Raw genomic sequence first — 25,533 nt, 5'->3', positions numbered from 1 at the left:
AAAAAAAACCGTCCCCAACCATGAGTTTCGGGACGGTTTTGAAAAAATAAGTCCAATTGCTGAGCTTAAGCCGCTACCGAGTTGCCGCTAAACTTCTCTTTCAGAAATTGAACAGCCGGCGGCAGAATCGAGAACAGAATGATGCCGTAAATCACGTAGGTGAAATTGTGCTGCACCCACGGAATATTGCCCAGAAAAAATCCGGCCAGGGTGAGCGAAATAACCCACAGCAGCGCGCCCATGATACTGTAGCCGATAAAGAAGCTATACTTCATGGTGCCTACACCAGCCACAAAGGGCGCGAATGTGCGCACGATAGGAATGAAGCGGGCCATGATAATGGTCTTGCCGCCGTGCTTGGCATAAAACGCCTGCGTCTGCTCCAGGTATTTGCGCTTCAGAAACCGGAAATCTTCCCGGAATACGCGCGGCCCGAGGTAGTCGCCCACAAAGTAGTTGAGGTTGTCGCCCAGGAAGGCAGCGGCAATGAGGAGCGGAATGAGGTAAAAAACATTCAGCAGCGTTTCGGGGGAGCCCGTCACCACTGGCTGCGCGGCCAGCGTGCCCGCCACGAACAGCAAAGAGTCGCCGGGCAGAAAAGGCATTACAATCACGCCGGTTTCGACGAAAACGATGAGAAACAGAATCACATAAATCAGGTTGCCATACTCGCCCACCAGCAGCTTTAGATGCACGTCGAGGTGCAGAACAATGTCGAGAAAGTGCTTGAGAAGCTCCATTGAGGGAAGTATAAGAGGGAAATGACTGAACTACAGACGGTGCGCGACCGGCAAATATCCTACAAAGAAAACAGGCTGCCGGGAAAGTGGCAGCCTGTCCGGATAATTTGACCCGATTTATTCCCGCCTTACCCGCCCGCCACGGCCGCGCTTACCCGCCACACTTTGTTGCCGGCATCGTCGGCCACGAGCATGGCTCCGTCGGGCAGCACCGTAACGCCCACGGGCCGGCCATACACTTCCTTGCTGTCCTCATTGGCAATGAAGCCCGTAACGAAATCCTCGGTTTTGCCAGCCGGGCGGCCATTGCTGAACGGCACAAAAACAACTTTATAGCCCGAGAAGCTAGAGCGGTTCCAGGAGCCGTGCTGCCCAATAAACGCCCCGTTCTGGTATTTGGCCGGGAAGGTTTTCTGGTCGTAGAAAGCCAGCCCCAGCGACGCCGTATGCGGCCCCAGCGCCACGTCGGGCACCACCGATTTCTTCACCAGCGCGGGCTGCTCGCCCTTGCGGCGCGGGTCTTCGTGGGCGCCAAAATACGCGTAGGGCCAGCCATAGAACGCGCCTTGCTGCACACTGGTCAGGTAGTCGGGCACTAATTCGTCACCCAGCTCATCCCGCTCGTTCACGGCCGTCCAGAGCGTGGTGGTGCCGGGTGCCCAGTCCATGCCCACGGGGTTGCGCAGGCCGGCGGCGTACACCCGCTCGCCCGAGCCATCGGGGTTGATTTCAAGAATATTGGCCCGGCGCACTTCCTTGTCCATGCCATTTTCGCCCACGTTGGAGCCCGAGCCCACCGAAATGTAGATCTTGGAGCCGTCGGCCGAGGCCAGCAGGTTGCGCGTCCAATGGTTATTGTAGCCGCCAGCCGGCAGCGCCAGAATCTTCTGGCCCGGCCCGGTAATCTTCGTTTGGCCCGGCTGGTAGGCATAGCGCAGCAAGGCGTCGGTATTGGCCACGTAGAAGTAGTTGCCCAGCACCAGCATTCCCAGCGGCTGGTTGAGGTCGGCCAGGAAAGTTTCGCGCACGTCGGGCTTGCCATCCTTGTTGGTGTCGCGCAGCAGCGTGATGCGGTTGGCGCTGGTCGATTTCAACGATTTCGACGTGTCCAATTTTAGCGCCGCAGCTATTCTCTTCTTGGTATCCGTTGGCACCGTGTTCGACTCCGCTACCAGCACGTCGCCATTGGGCGTCACGTAGGTCCAGCGCGGAGAGTTGAAGTCGCCGGCAAATTCGGTGATGGTGAAGCCCGCTGGCACCACGGGCGTTCGGCCGGCCGGCCAGCCGATGACCTTGCTGCGCTTGGTAGCCGACTCCGTAGCGTAGGGCACAGGCAGCTCGACGGCAGTGGCGGCGGTAGGCACCGTATCGGCCGGCGTATCGGCGGCGGCTTGGGCCTTCTCCTGTTGGCTGGGGCCGCTGCAGGCGGCCAGCAACGCAACCAGAGAGGCGTAACTAAATAAATTTTTCATGAAGCAGGAAGAATGGCTTCTGCTTTTTACTGCCTTACGTCAGGATTGTTGCCGATTTTACTGCCTTGGTTGCGGTTCAGCTCGGAGAGCATCATTCCAGGCAAATGCACCAGCCCAATGCGCCCAAACTGCTACCAGCGCGGTTTCGGAGGCCATGGCTAGTAGCGCGAATGGTGTACATTGAATCCAAAACCGCTACTAAGCAGTACGGGCTGCTGCCGCAACTCGAAGTTGCGGCAGCAGCCCGTACCTAGGCCCCGGCCAAAGAACACGTCGTATTCAGGCCCACTAGCCGCGCGGCATGGACGTGCCGGGCTTGCCGGTTTTGGCTTCGGGCTTGAACATCTCATCCACGGCATCCATGTCGAGGAACTGGGTGAAGGTGTCGCCGCGCAGGCCCAGGCGAATGGTTTCGAGGCTCACGATTTCATTGGGCGCGATGTTGCCCAGGTTCACGTTAGCGCCCATCATTTTAATGAACCACACCTGCTGCGACTTCTGCGGGGCTTCCCACAGAATTTTCTCTACCGGCACCTGCGTCAGAATCTCTTCTACCAGGCCCGAGCGTACTTCCCCGGTGCTGCGGAACAGGCCCACGTTGCCCGCTTCCCGGGCCTCCCCGATGACCTTTATGGCTCCGGCTTCCAGCTCCGTCTTCATCTGCGAAATCCACTTGTAGGGCGGAATAATCTTCTCCGCGTCCTTCGAGCCTACTTCCGACAGCACGTTTACATGCTGGGACAGCGTGCGAATATAGTCGAGCTTCCGGTCGTGGTTGAGGTCAATGGAGCCGTCGGAGACTTCCGCGTAGTCCATGCCGTACTCTTCCAGCAGGCGGCGGTAGTCGTCGAACTGATTGCGGATAATAAACGCCTCAAACAGGGTTCCGCCAAAATACACCGGTATTCCCGCCTCTTTGTACACAGCCAGCTTGCGCTTCAGATTGGGCGTTACGAATGAGGTAGCCCAGCCCAGCTTCACAATGTCGGTATACGGAGCGCCTACTTCCAGGAAATCTTCGACTTCGCGCACGCTCAAGCCCTTATCCATGACCATGGTATAGCCTTGTTCGCGGGGTTTGGCGGTGCGTTCGGGGAGGTTGTTGAGCGTGTAGTTCATGGTCAGAGTCGTGGATTCTTGGATGTTGAAGCGCTTGTCGGAGCGCCGGAGCGCCCGCCGCCGTAGCGGGCAATACGGCAAAAGTACGCCCGAATTTTGTAAGGTGCGGCACAGGAAAAGGGTCCTGGATAGTGGCAACTCAACCACCTTCCAAGACCCCGTATTCTTCCCCTAGCAGCTGCTATTTCCGGTATTGGTCAATCAGGCGGGCCAGAGCGCGCTGCGATTCCAGCTCGGGAAAATACTCGAACAGGAGCCGGTGCTTGTCAAAATCCAGCACCAGGGCGTTTTCCAGATTCTCGTACGCCTCCCGGTAGCGGCCCGCCGCCAGCAGATAGGCGCAGAGCCGGTAATGCAGCTCCGCCTCGCCGGGCTGAATTTCCACGGCATTGCGCATCAGGTCGATGGCACCGTCGAAATTGCCCTGCTCGTAGAGAATGATGCTCCAGTTCAGCCAGGCGTCCTTGTTATCGGGGCCCACCTGCGTCGCCTTGTCGTAGCACTCGATGGCGCTGACGACGGCTCCTATCTGGTATTCGGCCGCCGCCAGGGCCAGCCAGTACTCCACGCTGTCTTCGTACAAAGCCACCGCTTTGCGGAAGAAATGAATGGCTTCAAACCAGCGCTCCTGGGCATTGAGCACGATGCCAATGCCGAACCACGCCTCATCCATCGTCTGGTCGAGGTCGATGGCGCGCTGGTAGTTTTTGCGGGCCTGGTCCCACTCGCCCAGCTTTTCGTAGCACTCCCCGATGTTGCACAAGGCTTCGGGCGTGGGCTGGTCGTCCTCGTAGCTGAGCAGGAACTCGTCGATGGCCGGCTGGTATTTTTCCTGCCCCACATAGGTGCTAGCCAGGAAACCGTGAGCGTCGTAGAACTTGGCATCGATAAGGATGGCGTACTCAAACGCCGCCACGGCTTCGTCAAAGTTGCCGGCCCGAAAGTAGGCCTGCCCCAGGTTGTACCAGGCAATAGCCGAGTACGGATCTTCGTCGGTGAAGCGGCGGAAAAACTCCAGGTTCTTTTCCAGGCGCTCCGATATTTCCAGGCAATACAAGAGCTCCTGCACGGCAATATCATTGTCCAGGTTCAAACGCAGACTCATCTTGTAGTACTTGGCGGCACTCTTGAATTTCTGCCAGCTCTGGTAGGCCAGACCCAAGTTGAAGTAGATATCATCCCGCTCCGGAGCCCGCTCGGCCGCATCCCGAAAAAAGTCGACGGCTTGGGCAAAGTCGCCTTTCTGGGTGGCAATAATACCGCGCGTAACGGCCACATCGGGGTTGGCGGGGTCGAGTTGGGCTACTTCCTCAATCTGTTGGGCAGCCGTGGTGTACTCGCCTTTCATGGCCAGTACCTGCGCCCGGTCGATGAGCAATTCCGTGGAAAAAGGATATTGCGCAATGGCTGCTTCGCACGCCTGCAAAGCCTTATCGTACTGCGTGTTGGAAGTATAGTGGTCGATAATATTTTCAAAATCGGCCAGGTCAAAAAATACGGGCTCGTTGTTCGCCACCATCCGCTCAAAACGGCGTACGGTGTCCAGCACTTGCTCCTGGTCCTCGAAATTCTCGTTCATTCTCATTCTACTACAAGCTACGCGAAAAGCCAAAACGGCAGACTTCACGACTATTTTTTCAGGTTGCCAAGCTACCGCAGCTCATCAGCCTAATATACAACAACCACACCGGAGCCAACGGAGTTCTTATTCAGCCCCTGGCAGCACCACTGAATCGAATCGGCCAAGGGCCGAAAGACCAGTCCGGTAACCTGCTGGAGGCTTTTGCTCTGGTATAGCACCGATTTGCGGCCCGCTCGCGCCGTATCTTTCGTAATCAGCGGGCGGGCTCCGGTCAATAAGGAGCGCAGGTGCTCAGCGCGCCAAATCACCTCCGCCGCCCAATCGGGCACCGCCACGCGCGGGGCCTTCTTGTGGAAACAGGCTGCTGCCTGCGCCAAAAAGTCGTGCAAGGGCACGGCTCCCGCACTCAGCACAAACCGCTGGCCCGAAATGGCAGTATCAAACAGCAGCCGCAGCATGGCTTCCACCACGTCGCGCACATCCACAAAATTAATATTCCCCGGAGTATAAAACGCATGCTCGTCGAAGGCGTACCGAAATAGCCGCGTACTGCTCCGCTCCCAGTCGGCCGGCCCCAGCACCACCGACGGATTCACCATCACCGCCGACAAGCCTTCCGATACGCCCCGCCACACCTCCAACTCTCCCAGGTATTTAGAGGTGGCATAGGCGCCGTGTGAGGCCCCCAAATCCCACTTAGCGTCTTCGGTAAGCACCTGGGGCTGCTGCGGCGCGTGCTCCGGAGTCGAGCTTCCCCCGCCCAGCGCGGCCACCGACGATACGTGGCATAGCCGAATACCCGGCCGGTCGAGGCAGGCATCGACCAGGTTGGCCGTACCCTCCACGTTGATCTGCTGCAAGGCATCCTCATCCTGGGGAGCGTAGGAAACCAAGCCGGCGCAATGAAAAACGTGGGTCACGCCATCCAACGCCTGCCGGATAAGCAGGCCATCGAGTATATCGCCTTCCACCCACTCGACCTGCATGGCAACGGTAGTGGCCGGAATCTGGCCCCGATAGAGCGCCCGCACGGTGTGCCCACGCGCCACCAAAGCAGATATCAGAAAACTACCAATCAGGCCGCTGCCACCGGTAACGAAGACCATTGTTCCAGAATAAATGTAGACCTGTGCCTTCCTGAGCGTACTTCGGCACCTCGGCTACAGAAACTTGTTGAGCAGCGGCAGCGCCAGCGCTTTTTTCAGGTAAGAAGTCGGCACCACTTTGTGCAGCAGCGTGTCGGTATGCTTCAGGTTGTGAGCATCGGTGCCCAGCAAATCGACCATGCCCGCATCAATCAGCTTTTCGGCCACGCGCTTGGCCCCCGACGAATAATAGCCGGCCAACGAGTTGAGATTTATCTGCAACAGCACCCCGCTGGCCCGCACTTTTTCCAGGTCCGCAAAACGGCCGTAGAAATAGGTGTAGCGCTCGGGGTGGGCCAGCACTGGCTGGTAGCCTGCCGACTTCAGATTGAAAACGGTTTCGGCAAAGTTGAAAGGCTCATTGATATAAGAGGTTTCAAAAAGCAGGTACTTTTTGTCGCCCCCGAAGCTCAACAGGGGCTCCCCACTATCGAGCTTGGGCTGAAACCACTCATCCAGATAATACTCGGCCGCGCACTCCAGCGCTACATCCGTAATCCCAGCGGCGGCGGCGGCGTTTTGCAGCTCTTGCAACGCCGCCCGCACACCAGTAGGCGTATTTTTGTAGAAGTCGCCCATAATGTGAGGCGTCATAATGAGCTTGCGGTAGCCTAGGTCGCGCAGGGCCCGCAGCAGTTCCACCGACTGCTCCACCGTTTCGGCACCGTCATCGATGCCCGGCAGCAGGTGGGAGTGCATATCTACTTCCAACTCGGCCAGAGCCGCCCTAGACGCTACCGACGCCGAGGAGCTGCTGAAAAGCTTCTGAAAAAATGAGGCCATGCCGAGAGTAGTAAGCAGTGGTAAGCACCGACTAGGAGAAACGCTTACGCAGGCGGGAGAACATGCTGGTTACAGGACGGGTTTCCTCGTAGTAGCCCTGGCCGTAGCCATACCCGTAGCCATACCCGTAGCCGTAGCCATACCCGTACATACCGCTGGCTGTCGAGTCGTTCAGGATGGCGCAGAGGCGGGTAAAGTTGTTGGCCCGGATCAGCTTGTTGATATTCTTGAGGAAGGTCTTCTTCGAATAGTTGGCCCGCACGATGTAAATCGGAATATCGGCTTTGCGCATAATCAGGATGCCATCCGTAACAAGGCCCACTGGCGGCGTGTCAATCAGAATCACGTCGTAGTGCTGGTAAAGCTCTTCCAGCATTTCGTCAAACTTGGCGCTCAGAATAAGCTCCGACGGATTTGGCGGTGTCGGCCCGGCCGAGATGAAGTCCAGCGTCGGGATGCTGGTATGCTGCACGCACTCCAGCACCGTGTGTTTCTCGATGAGAATGGTACTGACACCGCGCACGTTTTCGGCTCCGAAGGCCAGGTTCACCTTCGGCTTGCGCATGTCGAGGTCCAGAATAACCACCCGCTGCTCCGATAAGGCAATGATGCCGCCCAGATTGACGGTAACAAAGGTTTTGCCTTCGCCGGAAATAGTAGAAGTAACCGAGATAAGCCGCTTCTTCTTGGCCGAGCTGATGAAGTCCAGGTTCGTTCGAATCGAGCGGATAGACTCCGAAATGGCCGATTTTGGGTTCTTGTCCACCACCAGCTTCGACACGGTCATCTTCTCCTTGTCGTAGGTCGGAATCACGCCCAGCACCGACGCCGAGGTGGAGCGTTCCAGCTCCCGCACGTTGGTGACCGTGTTGTGCATGAAATAACGCGCGGCCACCAGGGCCAGGCCCAGCACGATACCGCTCGCCAGCCCGATGGCATAAATCATCGTCCGGACCGGCGAAATAGGTGCGCTCGGCATGCTGGCCGGCGACAAAATCTGAAAGTCGGGAGTAGTACCGGCTTTGGCAATGCTGAACTCGACCTTTTTGTCCATCAGCATCAGATACGACTTCTCGTAGAGCTCAAAGGGGCGCTTCAATCGGGCCAGCTCCGTTTCCTTCTGCGGCAGCGTCTGCAGCTCGGCCGCAAACTGGTCGCGCTGCCGGTTCATGGTGGCAATCTGCTCTTGCAGCAGGCGGCGGTTTTGCTGCAGCAAGCGCCGAATGTTATTTTTCACGTAGGCCAGCGCCGCTTGCTGCTGCTTTACGGCCTCCGTCGTTTCATTATAGGAGCGCAGCAGCCGGCGCAGGTTCCATTGCAGGTTGTTCAGCTCGGCAAGCTGGCCCGTGAGCTGACCGTCTTCGAAGGCAGCAATACCAGGAATGCTTTGCTCCAGAGTAGCATCCTCGCTTTGGGTGAGCCGGTCCTCCTCTACTAATCGGGTAATTTCGCCCAGCAACCGGGCTTTCTCCACCATTTTCAGGCGCTCTTCTTCCTGCTTGGCCAGCTTCCCGGTAATTAATGCCAGCTCCGATTTAACATCGTAGGTTTTGTTCTCGCGCACGAAAGCCTGCAGATTCTCTTCCGCACCTTGTAGCTGCTGCTGATTCTCAGTCAGGGTTTTATCCAGGAATTGCAGCGTTTGGGCCGTAGCTTCCTGCTTTTTGGCCAGCTTTTCCTGCAGGTATACCGTGTCAATCTTATTGACGATGGCCCGGGCTTTAGCGGGGTTAAAGTCTGTGAAGCCAATCTGAATGGTATTCGCATCCGGATTGACAATGTCCACACTCAGGTTGGTGTTGAGGTAGTTGTTAACCGCGCCCTCGTCGTTGATAACGAAATGGTAGTTTTTCTCCCGCGATTCATCCGTCAGCAGCGGCGTAGCGGTCAGCAGCAGTTCCATGCCCGGCACGAGTACTGGCTGGCCCAGGGCATGATCAGCCGTCCTTTCCTGGCCCTGATAGAGATAGGATAACCGGAATTGCTGGGGTCCGGTGAAAGTGAGGCTGAACTTGGTGTTGTAGAATGAAGGATCTTTAATCTTGTACTCTACATTGAAAGGCGACACGCCATACAGCTCATTTTCGAGCACGGTGCCTTCCACATAGTAATTTACGTCCAGCTCCAGCGAATCCTTGAGCCGCTCATAAATGATATTGGACTTAATCAGCTCCACTTCGCCCGAGAGCTTGTTGAGGCTGCTGGCACCCACAGCCTGCCCCAGCGGACCATCGAGGCCCAAGGCACCAGCCTCAGTTTTTTCATCAATCTTCAGCAGCGACGAAGACTTGTACACCGGCTTGGTGTAGCGCAAAAGCAGCCAGGAAGCAGAAAGGCCCAGCGCGATGAGCAGCACGATCCAGAGCAAGCTGCGACGGGCCACCAGCAGCAGGGTGGTAATGTCTATCCCGTCTCCTTCATCTTCGGCCGCGTTGGTCTCGGTGCCACCGGCATTGCGAATAAGCTCTTCCAGCTCCGCGTTTTCGTTTACTGCCATTCCGTCGTTACAAGTTAGTCGTGGAGCCTTCCGGGCTCAAATCCTCCAATACGGATCTGGGTGGGCTACTTAGCAACAAGATCTTTCACCAGGATGTAGGTGGTCAGAATACCTGCTAGGCCTCCAATCAGGCCAAACACGGATCCGGCATCAGAAAGTGCCTCAAAGAAAGGACGGCGCACGGGCTCGATGTAGACCACATCGTTAGGCTCTACCTGTAGATTGGCCCGGCGCATGCCCTCAATGGTGGACAAATCAATTATCTGTACTTGCGGATTACGCAGGTCGCCCCGAATAAGGCGAATGTTGTACGCACGCCCCCGGCCACCGCCGCCGCCGCCACCGCCGCCACCGCCAAAGCTGCCACCGCCTTCCAGACCACCGGCCGAGGCCAGCACTTCCAGCAGATTCATATTATCGTTAAACATCGGGATGACCTGCCCACCGGCAGCGCCCAGCACCACAATGCGGCTGTTGGTGACCCGTGTGGCAACGTAGGAGTCCTTATAAAAGACGTCGTACTTAATTTTCAGGGTGCTATCGGCTTCGAGCAGTGTCAGGCCGCTCATCTTCACCATATTTACCATCGGCAGGTTCACAAATCCGGTGGCTTGCACCAGAAACTCGCTGCCGCCTGCTGCCTGCCCGCCACCTTGGCCGGGCCGGCCCACTGCGCCGCTGTTGCGGCCGCCAGCACTCGTTTGGCCGACTCGGCCGCTGGTGCCACCACTCGCAGCACCAACCCCAGCGCCGGTGCTGCCGCCCGGAGCACCAAACTGCAGCTCACCATTGGGGTCCAGAATTCGCTCCCCTTTGTTGGTGTATACACGCACCTCCAGGTAGTCGTTGGGCTGAATAACATAGTTGCGGGTCGCGCGGCCTACCACACTGCGCAGCTTCATAGTATCCACGCCTTCCCCGGTTGGGGTTCGGAACATGATGTTCTGCCGGTAATACTTGGAGGTGGTGCAGGCAGAGAATAGTACGGCCAATGGCACGCACAGCAGCCAGAGGCGCAGGAGACGGTGAAAAGCGGTTTGTTGCATGCAGGCTGATAAAGCCGAAGATCTGGTTCGAGTACAATGGAAACGCCCTGCGTAAACAGGTGCATTTTCCCCTAAAAAACCTTCAAAGTAACCGAATTGGCACGCCCTTTCAAAATCCGGGGCTTGGCAGTTATTCCGACGCTGGCTTCTGTGCGACGAAAATCGTACTTTCGCAAACCCAAAACCGGCCTTAGCCAGTTATACCTACGTACCCCCACCCAACCACTTTTTTCATGGAACTTGTAGCCACCGAAAATCAAACAATGATTGCCCAGATGGTGCGCGACTTCGGCGCGACCCACATCAAACCCGATATGATGAAGTGGGATGAAAGCCAGGAGTTCCCGGTGGAAATCTTCAAAAAGCTGGGCGAGTTGGGCCTGATGGGCGTATTGGTACCACAGGAATATGGCGGTTCGGGATTTGGCTACGTCGAATACGTGACGGCCATTGCCGAGTTGGCCAAGATTGACGGCAGCATCGGCTTGAGCATGGCGGCTCACAACTCGCTCTGCACCGGTCACATCCTGCAGTTTGGCTCCGAGGAGCAAAAACATAAGTGGCTGCCCAAGCTGGCCTCCGCCGAGTGGATCGGAGCCTGGGGTCTGACGGAGCCCAACACGGGCTCGGATGCCGGCAATATGCGCACGGTGGCCATCGAAGATGGTGACGACTACATCCTGAACGGCGCCAAGAACTTTATTACCCACGGTAAGAGTGGCAACATCGCCGTTGTTATCGCCCGCACCGGCGAAGTCGGCGACTCGCATGGTATGACGGCCTTCGTGATTGAAAAGCCCACCGAAGGCTTCACCCACGGCCTGAAAGCCGACAAGCTGGGCATGCGCGCCTCCGAAACCACGGAGCTGATCTTCACCGACTGCCGCGTGCCGAAAGCCAACATTCTGGGCAAGGTGGGCGAAGGCTTTATCCAGTCGATGAAGGTGCTGGACGGCGGCCGGATTTCTATTGCCGCGCTGTCGTTGGGCATCGCGCAGGGTGCGTTCGAAGCGGCGCTGCAGTACTCGCAGGAGCGGCATCAGTTCAACAAGCCGATTTCCAGCTTCCAGGGCATCTCCTTCAAACTGGCCGATATGGCTACCGAAATCGAAGCGGCTTCCCTGCTCACCTACCGCGCCGCCGACATGAAAGACCGGGGCCTGAACGTGAACCAGGAATCGGCAATGGCCAAGCTGTACGCGTCCGAAGTGTGCGTGCGCTGCGCTAACGAAGGCGTGCAAATCTTTGGCGGCTACGGCTACACCAAAGACTACCCGGCCGAAAAGTATTACCGCGACTCCAAGCTCTGCACCATCGGCGAAGGCACTTCCGAGATTCAGAAGCTCGTAATTGCCCGCACGTTACTGAAGTAAGTAAGCAACTTCATTAGGGCTTGCGTAGTAAGAAAGAGCCTGTTACCTTTGCAACCCCTAAAGAAGAAAGTTTTTCATTCCAACTGAGCATATGATCATCGTCCAGATTAAGGATAACGAGTCTGTTGACCGTGCCTTGAAGCGTTTTAAGAAGAAGTTCGAGCGCACCGGCGTTCTGAAAGAGCTGCGTCGTCGCACGTTCTTCCAGAAGCCTTCTATTACCAAGCGTAAGCAGAAGGAAAAGGCGGTGTATAAGCAGACGATGTACGCTACCGATAACTACTAGGGCGCAGCTTGCTGCTTCGTAGAAAAAACCGCCTGATTTGCTTTTCCAAGCGAATCAGGCGGTTTTTTCGCGTTCGTACTTTCCGATTTAATTCCATACATTGGGTATCCGGCCCCAGCGGCAGGACAGCCAGCGTATGGAATTATTTTTTGATTATCTGCGGTTCGAACGACGGTATAGTCCGCACACGGTGCTGTCGTACCAAACTGATTTGCGGCAATTTAGCGCCTACCTTAAAGCGGAGTTTGAGCTAGCAGAACCCGCCGAGGCTGACCACACCCTGATCCGCTCGTGGGTGGTGGCCCTGATGCAGCAGCAAATGGACCCACGCACCGTGAACCGGAAAATTGCCTGCCTGCGCTCCTACTACAAATTTCTTTTGCGCACTGGAGTCGTTACCAAAAATCCGATGCTGCGCATCAAGTCGCCGAAGGTAGCCAAGAAGCTGCCCGACTTCGTACCCGAAGACTCGCTCAACGGCTTGCTGAACTCCTTCGCGTTTGCCCCCACTTTCGTCGGCTCCCGCGACCAGCTGATTCTGGAGATGCTCTATGGCACCGGCATCCGGCTCTCCGAGCTGATAGGCATCAAGCACGAAGACCTAAGCCTGAGCGGCAAAACCGTGCGCGTAACTGGCAAAGGCAACAAGCAGCGCCTCGTGCCCTTGAACCCAACATTGCTTCTAGTGCTAGAACGCTATATAGCGCAGAAACAGGTTGAATTTGGCGCTTCAGACAACGCCCGCGGGCCCCTGTTCGTTACGGATAAGCTAGAGCCCCTTTACGAAAAGCTTGTGTATCGTACCGTGAAGCATTATTTAGGCCAGATAACGACAGCTTCCTCCCAGCAGCACCCGCACGTGCTGCGGCACTCCTTTGCCACGCATCTGCTCAGCAAGGGCGCTGATCTGAATGCTATTAAGGAACTGCTGGGGCATGCTAATCTTGCCGCTACCCAGGTGTACACGCACTTATCGATCGATAAGCTCAAGTCAGTATTTGAGAAGGCCCATCCGAAGGCCTAGTTGTTTCCATTCTTTCTACCCAAAACCCTACGACCGATGAAAGTAAAGATGCATTCGGTGCACTTCGACGCCGACCAAAAATTGCTCGATTTCATCCAGAAGCGCCTCGACAAGCTCGAAACCTTCTATGACCGCGTCACGGAAGGCGAGGTAATCATGAAACTCAACAACAAAGACGGAATCGACAACAAGACCGTCGAAATCAAGCTTCATATTCCGGGTACCACCCTTTTCAGCCAGGAAGACGCCGCCTCGTTTGAAGCGGCGGCCGATGCGGCTTCTGACAACCTGCGCCGTCAGATTACGAAGCACAAAGAGAAAGTCACGAGTCACTTGTAACGCTAAGCGCTGCCGTGTGGCAGTTGCCACTTACTCTGAACGCAAGTATACCCCCCAATGAGAAGCCCCGCCGGATGCATCCGGCGGGGCTTCTCATTGGGGGGTATACTTGCGGGAATCTTAAGCGACCCGTAAGCTACAGGCTGAACTCAGCTTTGATTTTATCAACGTAGTCGAGCTTTTCCCAGGTAAAGGTTTCGAAAATCTTGGTTTCGCCGGAGCCCATCGTCACTTCCTTGGTACCCGATGGACGACCCATGTGACCATAAGCAGCCGATTCGGCGAAGATAGGATTGCGCAGGCCAAAGCGCTGAATAATAGCGTAGGGACGCATATCGAACAGCTTGTTGACCTTATCGCCGATTTCGCCGTCGGTGAGCAGTTGGCCGTTGGCACCTTTGGCTTTGGTGGTGCCATAGGTAGTCACGTAGAGGCCTACCGGCTCGGCCACGCCAATGGCGTAGGCAACCTGCACCAGGGCCTGATCGGCAACGCCGGCCGCTACCAGGTTTTTGGCAATGTGCCGCGTGGCGTAGGCCGCCGAGCGGTCTACTTTCGACGAATCCTTGCCGGAGAAAGCACCGCCGCCGTGGGCTCCTTTGCCACCGTAGGTATCCACGATGATCTTACGACCCGTCAGGCCGGAGTCGCCGTGGGGGCCACCGATAACGAACTTCCCCGTGGGGTTGATGTGATAAGTAATCTGGTCGGTGAAGAGCAGCTGGGTTTCGGCATCGAGGCCAGCCTTCACGCGCGGAATCAGGATGTGGCGAATGTCGTCGGAAATGCGGGCCAGCATGGTATCCTCCGAGGCGTCGAAGTCGTCGTGCTGGGTGCTGACCACAATGGTATCGATAGCCTCGGGGGTGTTGTCGTCGGCGTAGCGAATCGTGACCTGGCTTTTCGCGTCGGGGCGCAGGTAAGTCATTTCCTGACCCGTCTTGCGGATTTTGGCCAGCTCTTCGAGCAGGCGGTGGGACAGATCCAGCGCCAATGGCATGTAGTTGGCCGTTTCGCGGGTCGCGTAGCCGAACATCATGCCTTGGTCGCCGGCCCCCTGCTCCTCGTCGCTGGCGCGCTCCACCCCTTGGTTGATGTCGGGCGACTGCTCGTGCAGGCGGTTCATCACCTCGCAGGTGTCGGCGTTGAAGAGATATTCCGGCTTATTATAGCCGATGCGGCTGATGACGGCCCGGATAATAGGCTCGGCATCGACGTGCGCCGTCGACTTAATTTCGCCCGCCACGAGGGCAAAGTCGGTGGTGACGAGCGTTTCGCAGGCTACTTTGGAAGCCGGGTCCTGCCGCAGATACTCGTCGAGAATGGCGTCGGAAATCTGGTCGGCTACTTTATCGGGGTGGCCTTCCGAAACAGATTCGGAGGTAAATAGATACGGCATCAGGGTTCAATCTAGCGACAGGGTCGAAAAACAAAGCTTGTGGCCCACTACAGTCAAGCAACGGGCCGCAAAGCTAACGGAAAAAGACGAAGCAAGGCGTTGTGAATATCAAAGGGCAATGCGACGAAAAACGAGCGGTATACGCTACGCAGCGCTTAGCGTGGCTTAAGGTTTGCGACGGGAAAGACACTTTCCCCTACGCCCTGGTTTTCCCCGGCCATTTGTCGCAACCTGTAACGTGGCTATCAGGCGCTACTGTGTCGCGCTTCGTTTCTACGAAACAGCCCGGTTACTCGCGTAATCGGGCTGTTGACTACAGTAGCTTTTCTAGTTGCCGCCACTGCTACCGGCAGCCGGCGCGCCGGGCCGCAAGTTGGTTTCGAACAGCTTCAGGATGCGCTTGTACTCATCGGTCCAGGAGCTAGGCTCCACGAAGCCATGGTCTTCGACGGGAAACACGGCCAGCTCCCAGTTTTCCTTGTGCAGCTCAATCAGGCGCTGGCTGAGGCGCACGATATCCTGAAAATGCACGTTGGTATCGACCATGCCGTGGCACATCAGCAGGGCTCCTTTCAGGCCGTCGGCGTAGTAGATGGGCGACGAGCGGGCGTAGGCGATGCTGTCGTTATAAGGCTCGTTGAGAATGTTGTCGGTGTAGCCGTGGTTGTAGTGCGCCCAGTCGGTGACGGAGCGCAGCGCGGCCCCAGCCTTGAACACGTCGGGCTGGGTGAACATAGCCATCAGGGTAATGAAGCCGCCGTAGGAACCGCCATAAATACCGATTCGCTGGGGACTGACGCCGTACTTCTCGGCCAGCAGCTTCGCGCCGTCTACTTGGTCGGTGAGGTCTTTGCCACCCATGTAGCGGTAGATGCCCGTGCGCACGGCCTGGCCGTAGCCGGCCGAGCCGCGGTAGTCGATATCGAGTACCGTGTAGCCTTTATCGACCAGCAGATTGTGAAACATATACTCGCGGAAGTAGGTGCTCCACCACTTATGCGCGTTTTGCAGATAGCCGGCTCCGTGCACGAAAATAACCGCCGGCCCCTGGGCTTCAGCTTTGGCAGGCCGATACAGACGCGCATAGACATCGGCCCCGTCGCGGGCTTTGATAGTCACGATTTCGGGGTCGCGCCAGGGGTAGCTTTTAAATTCCTCGGTCAGGGAGTTCGTAATCTGCCGGGCTTTGGCCCCGGGCTTGTTGTCCATTACATACAGTTCCCACGGCTGGTTGGTGTAGCTGTAGCGCACGGCCAGAGTTTTCTCATCCGGCGACAACGTGACTTCACTGGCGCCGGGCATGGTCGTAATCTGGGTGAGGCTACCGCCTTCCAGGGGCAGGCGGTAGAAATGCTGCTCGCCGGGGTGCGTTTTATTAGCCGTGATGTACCAGCGCTTTTTGTCGCGGCTCAGCTGCGCTTTCTGCACTTCAAAAGGACCGCTGGTCAGGGCCTGCTTCTGGCCGCTGGTCACGTCGACGGTGTAGAGGTGCGAGTAGCCCGTTTCTTCGCTCTGAAACCACACGCGCTTGTTGTCGGGTAGCCACCCCACGTTGCCCGGCCCGTACCCGATACCGGGCCCGTTGATCCAGGATTCGTCGCGCTGCCGGTCGAGCAAGCTGATTTTCTGCGTGCTCGGATCCAGGCTCACAATCCAGCGGTCCTTATTGTCGGCGGAGCGGATGACAAGGAAGGCGCGCTGCCCGTTCTCGGACCAGAACGGGCCGTAGGATGCCACCCGGCGCACTTCGGTGGCGGGCTTTGGCTTCTTGGCGGCAGCGGTATTTTTGGCCGAGTCGGCGGGCATGGGTGCCTTGGCGGGCAAGGCGTATTCCTTGCGGTAAGCGGGCAGCTCATCCAGGCCTTTGAGCTCCTTATAGCCCAGCACGAAGGTCGTGTCGCGGCCGATGTCGTAGATACCCAGCTCATACGCCGTTTGGGGGGCTCCTACTTTGGTACGAGTCGATATGTCTTCGGTGAAGCCCGAAGCTGTAACAAAATTGGGCACCAGCGCTACTTTCTCGCCGGTCGGCTCCTGCGCCAGGCGGTAGGTTACGAAGCGGCCGTCGGGGCTGAGCTGCAGGTTTTCTACTGTTTGCTGGCCCAGGTAAATGGCCTTCGGGCTTAGCCGGGCTACGGCCTTCTGCAGGCGCTGCCGGGCTTTCTGGTCCTGGTCGCGCTGCCGAACTACATCGAACAGCGCCAGCTGCTGGGCCCGCAGAAACTTCTCAGCCTTATCGGTGGATGGGCCGCTGGCGGGCTTGCTGCCGCGCCGGAAGTCGGTGCGCTGGGTGGTTTCCCCGGTGGCGGGGTCCCAGGTGTAGAGGTTTCCCGCGCGGGTGTAGCTGATGAGCTTGCCCTGCAACGCAAAGCCCGGGTCGGTTTCCCGCTCGGCAGTACGCGTTACGCGGCGCGTCTTGTTGGATGTTAGATCCAGCAGAAAAATGTCGCCCTCTTTCTCATACACCTTACGGGTGTATTTCTGGTCGTATTCGCCAGCGGTGGAGGGCAGGGCGCGCTGGTCGGCCAGGCTGACTTTGCGGATGGCGCGGCCGTCGGGCGTGGTGGAGTAGAGCGAGTCGCGGCGGGCCTTCTCGGGGTTCCAGCTGAAATAAATGCGCTTGCTGTCTTCGCTCCAGCCAATATTGGATGGCGAGCTGCCGATCCACTGGGCCGGGTCGCGCATTATTTTATCGACCGTCAGGGTGGTGAGCGGCGTGGCCGATGAGGCGGCTGCGGGCCGGGTTTGGGCGAAAGTCGCCGCCGTGGGCAGCAGCCCCGCCAGCAGCGGCAGAAGGATCGTATTGGTAGAACGCATTGGCAGCAGAGAAAAGCGGGAAGAGCCTGCAACATACGCAAGCCTGGGCCAAGGACACCACCGCCCCAACGCACGTTGCAATCAGGCACATTCGCGCTGCTGGCTCAGCAGCTGATGCTTACAAGCTTCCTTTCTCCCACTGCCGCAACTCCGTGCGCAGATTGCGCCGCGCCGCCGTATCCAGCAGCTGCCGAAACAGGGTGGTCTGGTAGAGAATGGGCGCTAGCAGCAGCTTTTCAAGCACCTGCCGACGCCCTCGGCGGTAGAGCATATCCGGTACCAGGCGGTATTCCTGCCGCACCTGCCGGGCATACTGCCAGTAGTCGGCTTCGGGTGCGCCCAGAATCTGCAGGTCAGCATCGAGGAAAAAATGCAGGTCGGTATCGGCGGCTAGCTGCGGCTGGGTGTGGTCTTTGGTGCGCTCAATGAGGAAGGCCACGCGGGCGCGCTGCTCGGCTGTCAGATTGGTTTGGAACATAAAGTCCTGAGCCAGCACGGCACTGCGCGCCTCGTTATCGGTGCGCCGGGGACTGTACACCACGTCGTGAAACCAGATGGCCAGCTGCACCACCGCCGGTTCGCGGATCAGCTCCTTGTGCCGCTCCTGCGTTTCGAGCAGCGCCCGAATATGCGTCAGGGTATGATAATGCCGGCCGGAGCCTTCGTAGGCCGCCGTCAGCTGCCGGAAAGTGGCTTCGCGCAAGGCATCTGATATGCCGAGCGTGGCGGTGAGCTGCTGCCAGCGGGCGGCCAAAGTGGTAGGCATCATGTGGCTATGTACTCGGCTGCGTAGCGAATGGATTTCCGGGCGGCGGCCCTAGTTGGCAGTGGGTGCACCATAGGGGTTGGCCGTGCGCAGCTCCAGGAAACGCTCGGGGGCCGCCAGCGGTACGAAGCCAAACTGCGTGTACAGCCCGTGCGCGTCCAGGGTAGCAAGCATTTTGCGGCGCAGGCCCTGCAGCTCCGGGTGGGCCCATAGGCACGTCATCAACCACTTCGAGAGGCCCTGACCCCGAAATTCGGGCAGCACGAATACGTCGCACAGCCAAGCGAACGACGCATAGTCGGTGATGACGCGGGCAAAGCCGGCCAGGCGGCCATCGGGCGCATACAGGCCGAAGTTGAGGGAATGCTGAATGGCTCGCTCCACGGTGGCGCGTGGAATATTGGCGGCCCAGTACGAATCCTCGGCCAAATACCGGTGAATGGCCGTTACGTCGAGCTGGGTTGGGTCGGTGCTGATACGGTACTGATGCGGGTGGTGGTACTCGGTAAAAGGCATGGGAAACGCTGATTAAAAAGCCGGGTTCGTAGCCGCTCAGGACTTTCTGCAAAGCTACCGGCCGCTGGCTCACAAGCAAGCTAATCCGTAAGTGGCGCTATTTCGTTAGCTTAGGTACATTCTTATTCTTTCACTCTCAACTATTTACCTATGAAACGTTTTGCCGCACTAACCGCCTTATCGGCCCTGTTGGTGAGCTACCCCGCTGCTCGGGCCCAGACCACCACTTTCCAGGTGGGGGCTACTACCGTATCGGTGACGCCATTGGCTACTAACCTTGACATACCCTGGGAGCTGATATGGGGCCCCGACAACTTTATCTGGATGACAGAGCACGGTGGCCGCATTAGCCGCGTCAATCCTACTTCCGGCCAGGTGCTGCCGCTGCTTACGGTGCCGGACGTGACGAGGGTCAGCGAAAGTGGCCTGCTGGGTATGGTGCTCCACCCCGATTTCGCCACTTCCCCGTTCATCTATATTGTGTATAACTACACCGATGGCAGCGTACTAAAAGAAAAGCTGGTGCGCTACACCTATGCGCCCGCTACCAGTAGCCTTGGCAGCCCGCTGGTGCTGCTGAGCAATATCCCGGCGGCGACCACGCACAGCGGCTCACGGCTGCTGATTCTGCCCGACCGCACCCTGCTGATGACCACCGGCGACGCGCAAATGGCCGGCGAAGCGCAGAATATAAATTCGCTCAATGGCAAGATTCTGCGCCTGAATCTGGATGGCACCATTCCGGCCGACAACCCCACGCCCGGCAGCCGGGTGTACACGCTGGGCCACCGCAATCCGCAGGGCCTGGTGCGGGCACCCAGTGGCCGTGTTTACAGCTCGGAGCACGGGCCCAACAACGATGATGAGATTAACCTTATTGAGCCGGGGCGCAACTACGGCTGGCCCAATGTGGAAGGCAGCTGCAACCTGCCCGCCGAGCAAACTTTTTGCTTGGCCAACAACGTGGCGCAGCCCCTGCGGTCCTGGACGCCCACCATTGCCACGGCGGGCCTCACTTACTACGACCACCCGGCCATACCGGAGTGGCGCAACAGCCTGCTCATGGCCACGCTGAAAGGCTCCCAGCTGGTACACATGCCCCTGAACGCCGCCGGCACCGCCATTTCCACCGACAATGGCTACCTCAGCTTCGGGCGGCTGCGGGCCATTTGCGTGTCGCCGGCGGGCCGCGTTTACCTATCGACCAGCAACCGCGACGACCGGCTTTTCGTGCTCGAGAACCGGGCGTATGTCGCCACGGCTACCGGCTCTCAGGCGAGCGTGCCCAAGCTGAGTTTGTGGCCCAACCCAGCCCAGGGAACCGTAACAGTAAGGCTACCTATAGCTTCAGCGGCCCCGGTGCAGGCCACCGTGGTGGACGCCTTGGGCCGACAGGTGTATAGCGCTGACTTCGTGGCCGGGCAATCTGATTTGCAGCTGAACATCAGCGGCCTGAGCGCCGGCTTATATGCCGTGCGGGCCCAAACCGGAACGGCGCGGTACACGCAGCAGCTGGTAATCGAATAGGAAAGACATTGCTACAGGAAAAGGCTCCACGAGACCCGTGGAGCCTTTTTTATGCCGACTAGTGCCCGCGGCCAGCCTATTCCAGCACCACTTTTCGGGTGATAATATAATCGCCCACCGTCACCCGCAGGGTATAGATGCCTGCGGCGAGTCCTGGCACGGCCAGCGGGGCTTCTGCCACTCCGCCGCGCACGGCCACCGACTGAGTCAGGATGTGCTGGCCCAGCGTATTGAGCAGCGTGGCCTGGGCCATGCGCGCCTGCTCGGCTCCGCGAATGCGCAAGGTCAGCACTGCCCCAGCGCTCCTAGGGTTCGGAAATACGCTTACCTCACCACCCGGCAGCTCCGGCGCATTGCTCAGAACGGTTTGTTGGGCGCAAATTGTGAAACTGCCCGTGGCATCGTTGGAGGCATAGCCCGCCACCATCACGTAATACCGGGTGCCGGGCGTTACGGCGACCTGAAACGAGCCTACCGTTTGGTTGTTGCCCGCGCTGGCCCGGCACGCCACCGGGGTAAGCGCCGTGGAACACGTAGCAGCCGTGAAAATACGAACCTGGCCCGCCGGGTTGCCTGTGGTAGTGAGCTGTAGGGCTGAGCCGGCGGGGCCAGTGGGCGTCGTCATTGCAAACCACACGTCTTTCGGCGCATTCGAGGTGGAGCAGCCGGGGTTTGCGTAGCCGGTAGGCGCGGTAGTCGTGGCCCCGAAAGTAGAGCCCGCAACGGGCGTGCAGGAGTTCACCGCAACTGGTAGCACCACGGCCCCACACACCTCATTATTGACCGGCACCGGCGACAAGGTGGTGAAGCACACCGGGCCAGCAGCAGCACTGACCCCGCTGGTAGCCCCCGAAGCACCGCAGCTCTGGGTCACGTAGAAGCAGTACGCTGTGCTGGCCGTCAAGCCGGATATATCGGTGAAAGTACCCGTGAGGCCCGTGAGGCGAGTGCCCGCCGTCGAACCCGGCGTGAAACCCTGCGGCCCGTATTCCACGCTGAACGTTGCACCGGCAATCGGGTCGGTTACGGCCCAGGTGAGCCGGGCGCTGGTGGTGGCCACGTTGGTAGCGCTCAGTCCCACGGGGGCCGGGCAAACCGTAGTGGAGCGCACACAGAGCCGGAAGCGGCCAAACTGCGCATTATCGTAAGCAAACACGCGGATATACAGCACCTCGCCGGGAGTGCGGCTATTGAGCTCAACCAACGAGAAATCCCCAGGCCCACTAGTATTGTCGCACCCGACCTGCGTGAGACTGCCACAGGCACCCGCGTAAACGACCAGCCCCGTAGCAGCAACGTCGCTGCCGGCCACCGAGTCGGTGGAGGCAATGATGCTACCCGTGACGGGCACTACCACCCGAAACCAGACGTCGCCGCCCCGGTAGCCGGAGCAGCTAGGCGCAGCGACGCCAGCCGAAGCCGTAGCGCCAGCGTTGCTGCTTACGACCCGAGTGCCACAAGAGCTGCCAAACTGCACGGCCACGCTGGTAGCCGTAGCACACTCATCGTTGGCTGGCGGCGGGGCCAGCGTCGTGAAGGCAGCCGGGCCGGAGCGAATGCTGTTGCCGTTGGTGCCGCCGCAATTCTGGGTCACGTAGAATTCGTATTTGGTGTTAGCCGCCAAGCCAGTCAGGGCCAGCGTGGCCGCCGTGGCTGTAACGACCGTGCCTTGCGCCGTGCCAAGCGTGAAACCCGCCGGGCCGTATTCGACGGTGAAGGGGCCGCTGCCAGTATTTACCGTCCAGCTTAGCGTGGCGGAGCTTAGCGTGATAGTCGCAGCCGACAGGCCCGCAGGAGCCGCACAGGTGGCCGGTGGCGTTACGCAAATCGTAAAAGAGCCCGGCGCGCTGGTCGAGCTATAGCCCGCCACAAGCACATAGTAAGTTGTATTGGGCACGAGGCCGGTCAGCTCCAGAGTACCCGCTCCGCCGGGGGCAGCACTTGCCTTGCAGCCCACCTGCGTGAGCAGGCCAGTGCAGGAAGCCGCCGAAAATACGCGAACCTGTCCGGCCGGCGTACCATTCACACTAACGCTACCCGCAGTGCTGCCGGGGCCGGCCGCCGCCGTCACAAACTTAAACCAGACGTCGACTGGCTCCGCCGCATTTCCACACCCGGGCGTGGCATAGCCGCGGGGCGTAGTAAACGTTGCGCCACTAGTGGAGCCCTGAACAGATGATACGCAGCCGGCAGCTACCGGAACCGGAATGGCCCCGCAAGGCTCATCATTGACCGGCAGGGAAGTGATGCAAATCGTGAAAGCAGCGGCGGCAGCCGTAGGTACGGCCGCCCCGTAGGAATACACGCGTACGTAATACGTTGCTCCAGCCGTGAGGCCGGGGTAGGCTTTGGTGTTTGGATCGGAGAAAGCCACGGAAGCAAGCGTAGCACACGTACCCGACAATACCTCTTGTACATAGTCGCCCGAGCCAGCCAGGGTGATGACGTGGCCCGGGCCGGTGGCCGTGAACGTATACCACACGTCATCGTCGGCGGTGCCTACCGGCGTGGCCAGGCCCGCCGTGGGGCCCGCGCCGGCTACCGTTCCAGCGGTAGCACCCGAACACGCGGCGGCAGCGTTGGCCGTAAGCGTTACCGCATCGACACAGGCATCATTGACAGGCGCTACAACGGGCGCGGGAGTAGTAATGCAAATTGAAAACGCCGCGGCGGTAGTGGCAGGCGGCGCGGCACTGTGAGAATACACGCGCACGAAGTAGGTAGCGCCCACAGTCAGGCCGGTGTAGGTGCGGGCGTTGGAATAGGAGAAGCCGACTGGGGCCAAGCTGGCACACACCCCCGACAGCACTTGCTGTACCATGTCGCTGCCCGTCAGGAACACGGTGTGACTGGTGCCGGTGGCCGTGAACTTATACCATACGTCATCGTCGGCCGTGCCCGCCGGGGCGGCCAGTCCGGCCGTAGCCCCGGCCCCTTCCACTGTGCCGCTGGTAGGTGCCGAGCAGGCAGCGTTCAACGCTTCGGGCGTGAGCGTAACGGCAGCAGCACACTCGTCGTTGGCCGGAGAAACCGGGGTTGTTACGCAAATGGTGAAACCGGCAGCCGTTCCGGTCGGCGGCGTGTCGGGGCGGGAATAGACGCGCACGAAGTAGGTCATGCCAACGGTCAGGCCACTGTAGGTTCGGGCGTTGAAGTCCGAAAAGGCTACTGAGGTGAGCATGGCGCAGCTGCCGGCCAGCAGCTCCTGCACGTAGTCGCCGGTGCCCGTCAGCGTCACGGTGTGCAGGGCCCTGGTGGCCGTAAACTGGTACCACACGTCATCGTCGGCCGTGCCTACCGGCGTGGGTAAGCCCCCCGTCGGCCCCGCCCCTTCCAGGGTGCCGTTGGTGGCCGCCGAGCAGGCCGCGTTAGCCGCCGTAGGCGTGAGCACCACGGCATTGTCGCAACTATCATTGGCGGGAGCAACGGGAGTTGTAATGCAGATGGTAAACGCCGCTGCCGTAGCCGTGGGCAGCGTGGCCCCATAAGAATAGACGCGCACGAAGTAGGTATTGCCCACAGTCAGGCCGGTATAAGTTCGGGCGTTGGGGTCGGAAAAGGCTACTGAGGTGAGCATGGCGCAGCTGCCGGCCAGCAGCTCCTGCACGTAGTCGCCGGTGCCCGTCAGCGTCACGGTGTGCAGGGCCCTGGTGGCCGTAAACTGGTACCACACGTCATCGTCGGCCGTGCCTACCGGCGTGGCCAGCGCGAGCGTGGCACCGGCTCCTTCCAGGGTGCCGCCGGTGGCCGCCGAGCAAGCCGCGTTAGCCGCCGTGGGCGTGAGCACCACGGCATTGTCGCAACCATCATTGGCGGGCGGAGCTACGGCGCGGGTTATAAAGGTGCCTGGGGCGCTGATACTGCTGGTACCGCTGGTGCCACAAACCTGCGTGACGTAAAAGTCATAGCTGGTACTGGCGGTCAGGCCGGTGAGGGTAACTGTATTGGTGGCAGTGGCCACCGTGGTAGCCTGCGCGGAGCCGGGCGTGAAACCAGAGAGGCCATATTGCAGGCTGAAGGTACCGCTGCCGGCCGCGGCCCAGGTCAGGCTGGCGGTAGTGTTGGTCAGCGCGGTGGCCCGCAACGTGCGGGGCTGCGGGCAGGCGGCCAGCGGAGCGGGCGTGAAGGCGTACACCTGGCCGGTGGCGGGCTTGGCATTGATACTGGTATTCTCGGTGGTTGGGCTGGCCGTCGGAGCAGCGGTAGCATCGCTCAGCGAGAGGTAGGAACCACTGCCGGTGCCAGTGCCCGCCAACCCAATTGAAGCGCCCAACGTGGGCGTAGCATTCGCCGGGGCCGACTCCTGGCGGTAGCTGAACTCCACCCGGTTGGAACTCTCATAGAGCTTCACCTGAAACGAAATAACCGGCCCCACGGCATTCCAGCGCCATTCCCAGTTCAACCACTCAAACGTGAACACCCGATTGGGGGCCGTACCGGTAGTGAGGTAGCTGCCCGTGGCCGTGGCCCCGGCGGGGTTGCCGTCCAGGTCGTCGAGCAGGGGCGCTACCAGCGGGCGGGTAGCCGCCGGAGCCGCCGCCAGCGCCCCCGAGGTATTGCTGGTGCCACTGGTATTGAAGGTCAGCCAGCCATTCGACGAGGCTTTTACCTGCGTGTGGGGCACCCCGTCGAAAACGAAGCTAAAGCCCAGGGGAATAACGCCGGACAGATACGTATCGGCGGCCAGGGCGGGCAGCACCGTGCCGCCGCTGATGGGCGTGAAAGTGCCTTGTGAAGAAGTGAAAGCATAGGTATCGACCTGAGCGGTGGCGGGCCCCACCAGCCCCATCCACAACAGTAGCAGAAGCACCGTGCTCCGCCATGGCTGCCGCACACCTGCAGCCCCGCCAGTGACCCGAAAAATTAGCTGGGGTACTTTTTTCTTCATGAACGCAAACGAACGGAAGGGCGAAAAAACCCTCGGCAAAACGGGAGAAGTGAAGTGGCGTGGGCCACAGAGCCACGCGAAACAGCTAGTGGAGTGGAGCGGATGGGCTAAAGCTAAGACATACTGCCTAAGTACAGAAACCGGCAGGCTGCATGTGTTGTATTGGATCATCTTTCTATTCAACTTCAGTGGGCAGCAAACAACAACACTCGTT

At 59.2% G+C, this 25,533-nt stretch carries 18 protein-coding genes; 5 read left to right on the top strand and 13 right to left on the bottom strand.

The window, feature by feature from the left end; genetic code table 11:
• Positions 1-65 precede the first annotated feature (65 nt).
• From E5J99_RS15580 to E5J99_RS15545, 8 genes are all read right to left on the bottom strand, one after another.
• A complete protein-coding gene (locus E5J99_RS15580) occupies positions 66-740 on the bottom strand; it encodes a DedA family protein (RefSeq protein ID WP_135498740.1) in 675 nt (224 codons plus the stop codon).
• A gap of 128 nt (positions 741-868) precedes the next feature.
• Positions 869-2,212, bottom strand: a complete 1,344-nt coding sequence (locus tag E5J99_RS15575) for a PQQ-dependent sugar dehydrogenase (RefSeq protein ID WP_135498739.1) — start codon at positions 2,210-2,212, stop codon at positions 869-871.
• 288 nt (positions 2,213-2,500) lie between these two features.
• Positions 2,501-3,331 carry a phosphosulfolactate synthase gene (locus E5J99_RS15570; protein ID WP_135498754.1) on the bottom strand — a complete coding sequence of 277 codons (831 nt, stop codon included), beginning with the start codon at positions 3,329-3,331 and terminating at the stop codon, positions 2,501-2,503.
• Between the two features lie 181 nt (positions 3,332-3,512).
• Positions 3,513-4,910: a tetratricopeptide repeat protein gene (locus E5J99_RS15565; protein ID WP_135498738.1), complete on the bottom strand. Its 1,398-nt coding sequence runs from the start codon at positions 4,908-4,910 to the stop codon at positions 3,513-3,515.
• 89 nt (positions 4,911-4,999) lie between these two features.
• Positions 5,000-6,019, bottom strand: a complete 1,020-nt coding sequence (locus E5J99_RS15560) for an NAD-dependent epimerase/dehydratase family protein (RefSeq protein WP_135498737.1) — start codon at positions 6,017-6,019, stop codon at positions 5,000-5,002.
• Between the two features lie 54 nt (positions 6,020-6,073).
• Positions 6,074-6,841: a tyrosine-protein phosphatase gene (locus E5J99_RS15555; RefSeq protein ID WP_135498736.1), complete on the bottom strand. Its 768-nt coding sequence runs from the start codon at positions 6,839-6,841 to the stop codon at positions 6,074-6,076.
• 31 nt (positions 6,842-6,872) lie between these two features.
• Entirely contained in the window at positions 6,873-9,338 is a 2,466-nt protein-coding gene (locus E5J99_RS15550; protein ID WP_135498735.1) for a GumC family protein, read from the bottom strand.
• A 65-nt stretch (positions 9,339-9,403) separates the two neighbouring features.
• Positions 9,404-10,384: a polysaccharide biosynthesis/export family protein gene (locus E5J99_RS15545; protein ID WP_135498734.1), complete on the bottom strand. Its 981-nt coding sequence runs from the start codon at positions 10,382-10,384 to the stop codon at positions 9,404-9,406.
• Between the two features lie 233 nt (positions 10,385-10,617).
• Here E5J99_RS15545 and E5J99_RS15540 point away from each other — a divergent pair, with 233 nt between their 5' ends.
• The 4 genes from E5J99_RS15540 (at position 10,618) to hpf (ending at position 13,406) form a co-directional block, all read left to right on the top strand.
• Positions 10,618-11,757, top strand: coding sequence for an acyl-CoA dehydrogenase family protein (locus E5J99_RS15540; RefSeq protein WP_135498733.1), 1,140 nt, complete (start codon positions 10,618-10,620; stop codon positions 11,755-11,757).
• 91 nt (positions 11,758-11,848) lie between these two features.
• Entirely contained in the window at positions 11,849-12,043 is a 195-nt protein-coding gene (gene rpsU, locus E5J99_RS15535) for a 30S ribosomal protein S21 (RefSeq protein ID WP_135498732.1), read from the top strand.
• 136 nt (positions 12,044-12,179) lie between these two features.
• On the top strand, positions 12,180-13,067 hold the full coding sequence (locus E5J99_RS15525; RefSeq protein WP_135498731.1) for a tyrosine-type recombinase/integrase: 888 nt from the start codon (positions 12,180-12,182) through the stop codon (positions 13,065-13,067).
• Between the two features lie 36 nt (positions 13,068-13,103).
• Complete coding sequence (gene hpf, locus E5J99_RS15520; protein WP_135498730.1) at positions 13,104-13,406, top strand: ribosome hibernation-promoting factor, HPF/YfiA family; 303 nt, start codon at positions 13,104-13,106, stop codon at positions 13,404-13,406.
• Between the two features lie 136 nt (positions 13,407-13,542).
• On the opposite strand, the gene metK is transcribed toward hpf, so the two are convergent.
• From metK to E5J99_RS15500, 4 genes are all read right to left on the bottom strand, one after another.
• Positions 13,543-14,805 (bottom strand): methionine adenosyltransferase, encoded by a 1,263-nt coding sequence (metK, locus tag E5J99_RS15515; protein ID WP_135498729.1) that lies wholly within the window; start codon positions 14,803-14,805, stop codon positions 13,543-13,545.
• A gap of 327 nt (positions 14,806-15,132) precedes the next feature.
• Positions 15,133-17,622 carry a S9 family peptidase gene (locus tag E5J99_RS15510; RefSeq protein WP_135498728.1) on the bottom strand — a complete coding sequence of 830 codons (2,490 nt, stop codon included), beginning with the start codon at positions 17,620-17,622 and terminating at the stop codon, positions 15,133-15,135.
• 118 nt (positions 17,623-17,740) lie between these two features.
• Entirely contained in the window at positions 17,741-18,391 is a 651-nt protein-coding gene (locus E5J99_RS15505) for an HD domain-containing protein (protein WP_135498727.1), read from the bottom strand.
• Between the two features lie 48 nt (positions 18,392-18,439).
• Positions 18,440-18,904 carry a GNAT family N-acetyltransferase gene (locus tag E5J99_RS15500; RefSeq protein WP_135498726.1) on the bottom strand — a complete coding sequence of 155 codons (465 nt, stop codon included), beginning with the start codon at positions 18,902-18,904 and terminating at the stop codon, positions 18,440-18,442.
• Between the two features lie 150 nt (positions 18,905-19,054).
• Here E5J99_RS15500 and E5J99_RS15495 point away from each other — a divergent pair, with 150 nt between their 5' ends.
• Complete coding sequence (locus tag E5J99_RS15495) at positions 19,055-20,431, top strand: PQQ-dependent sugar dehydrogenase (protein ID WP_135498725.1); 1,377 nt, start codon at positions 19,055-19,057, stop codon at positions 20,429-20,431.
• 76 nt (positions 20,432-20,507) lie between these two features.
• On the opposite strand, the gene E5J99_RS15490 is transcribed toward E5J99_RS15495, so the two are convergent.
• Positions 20,508-25,319, bottom strand: coding sequence for a fibronectin type III domain-containing protein (locus E5J99_RS15490; RefSeq protein WP_210114460.1), 4,812 nt, complete (start codon positions 25,317-25,319; stop codon positions 20,508-20,510).
• Positions 25,320-25,533: the final 214 nt, after the last annotated feature.

It is taken from the genome of Hymenobacter elongatus, assembly GCF_004745955.1.
Lineage (GTDB): Bacteria > Bacteroidota > Bacteroidia > Cytophagales > Hymenobacteraceae > Hymenobacter > Hymenobacter elongatus.
This window is presented reverse-complemented; position numbering and strand designations above follow the sequence as displayed.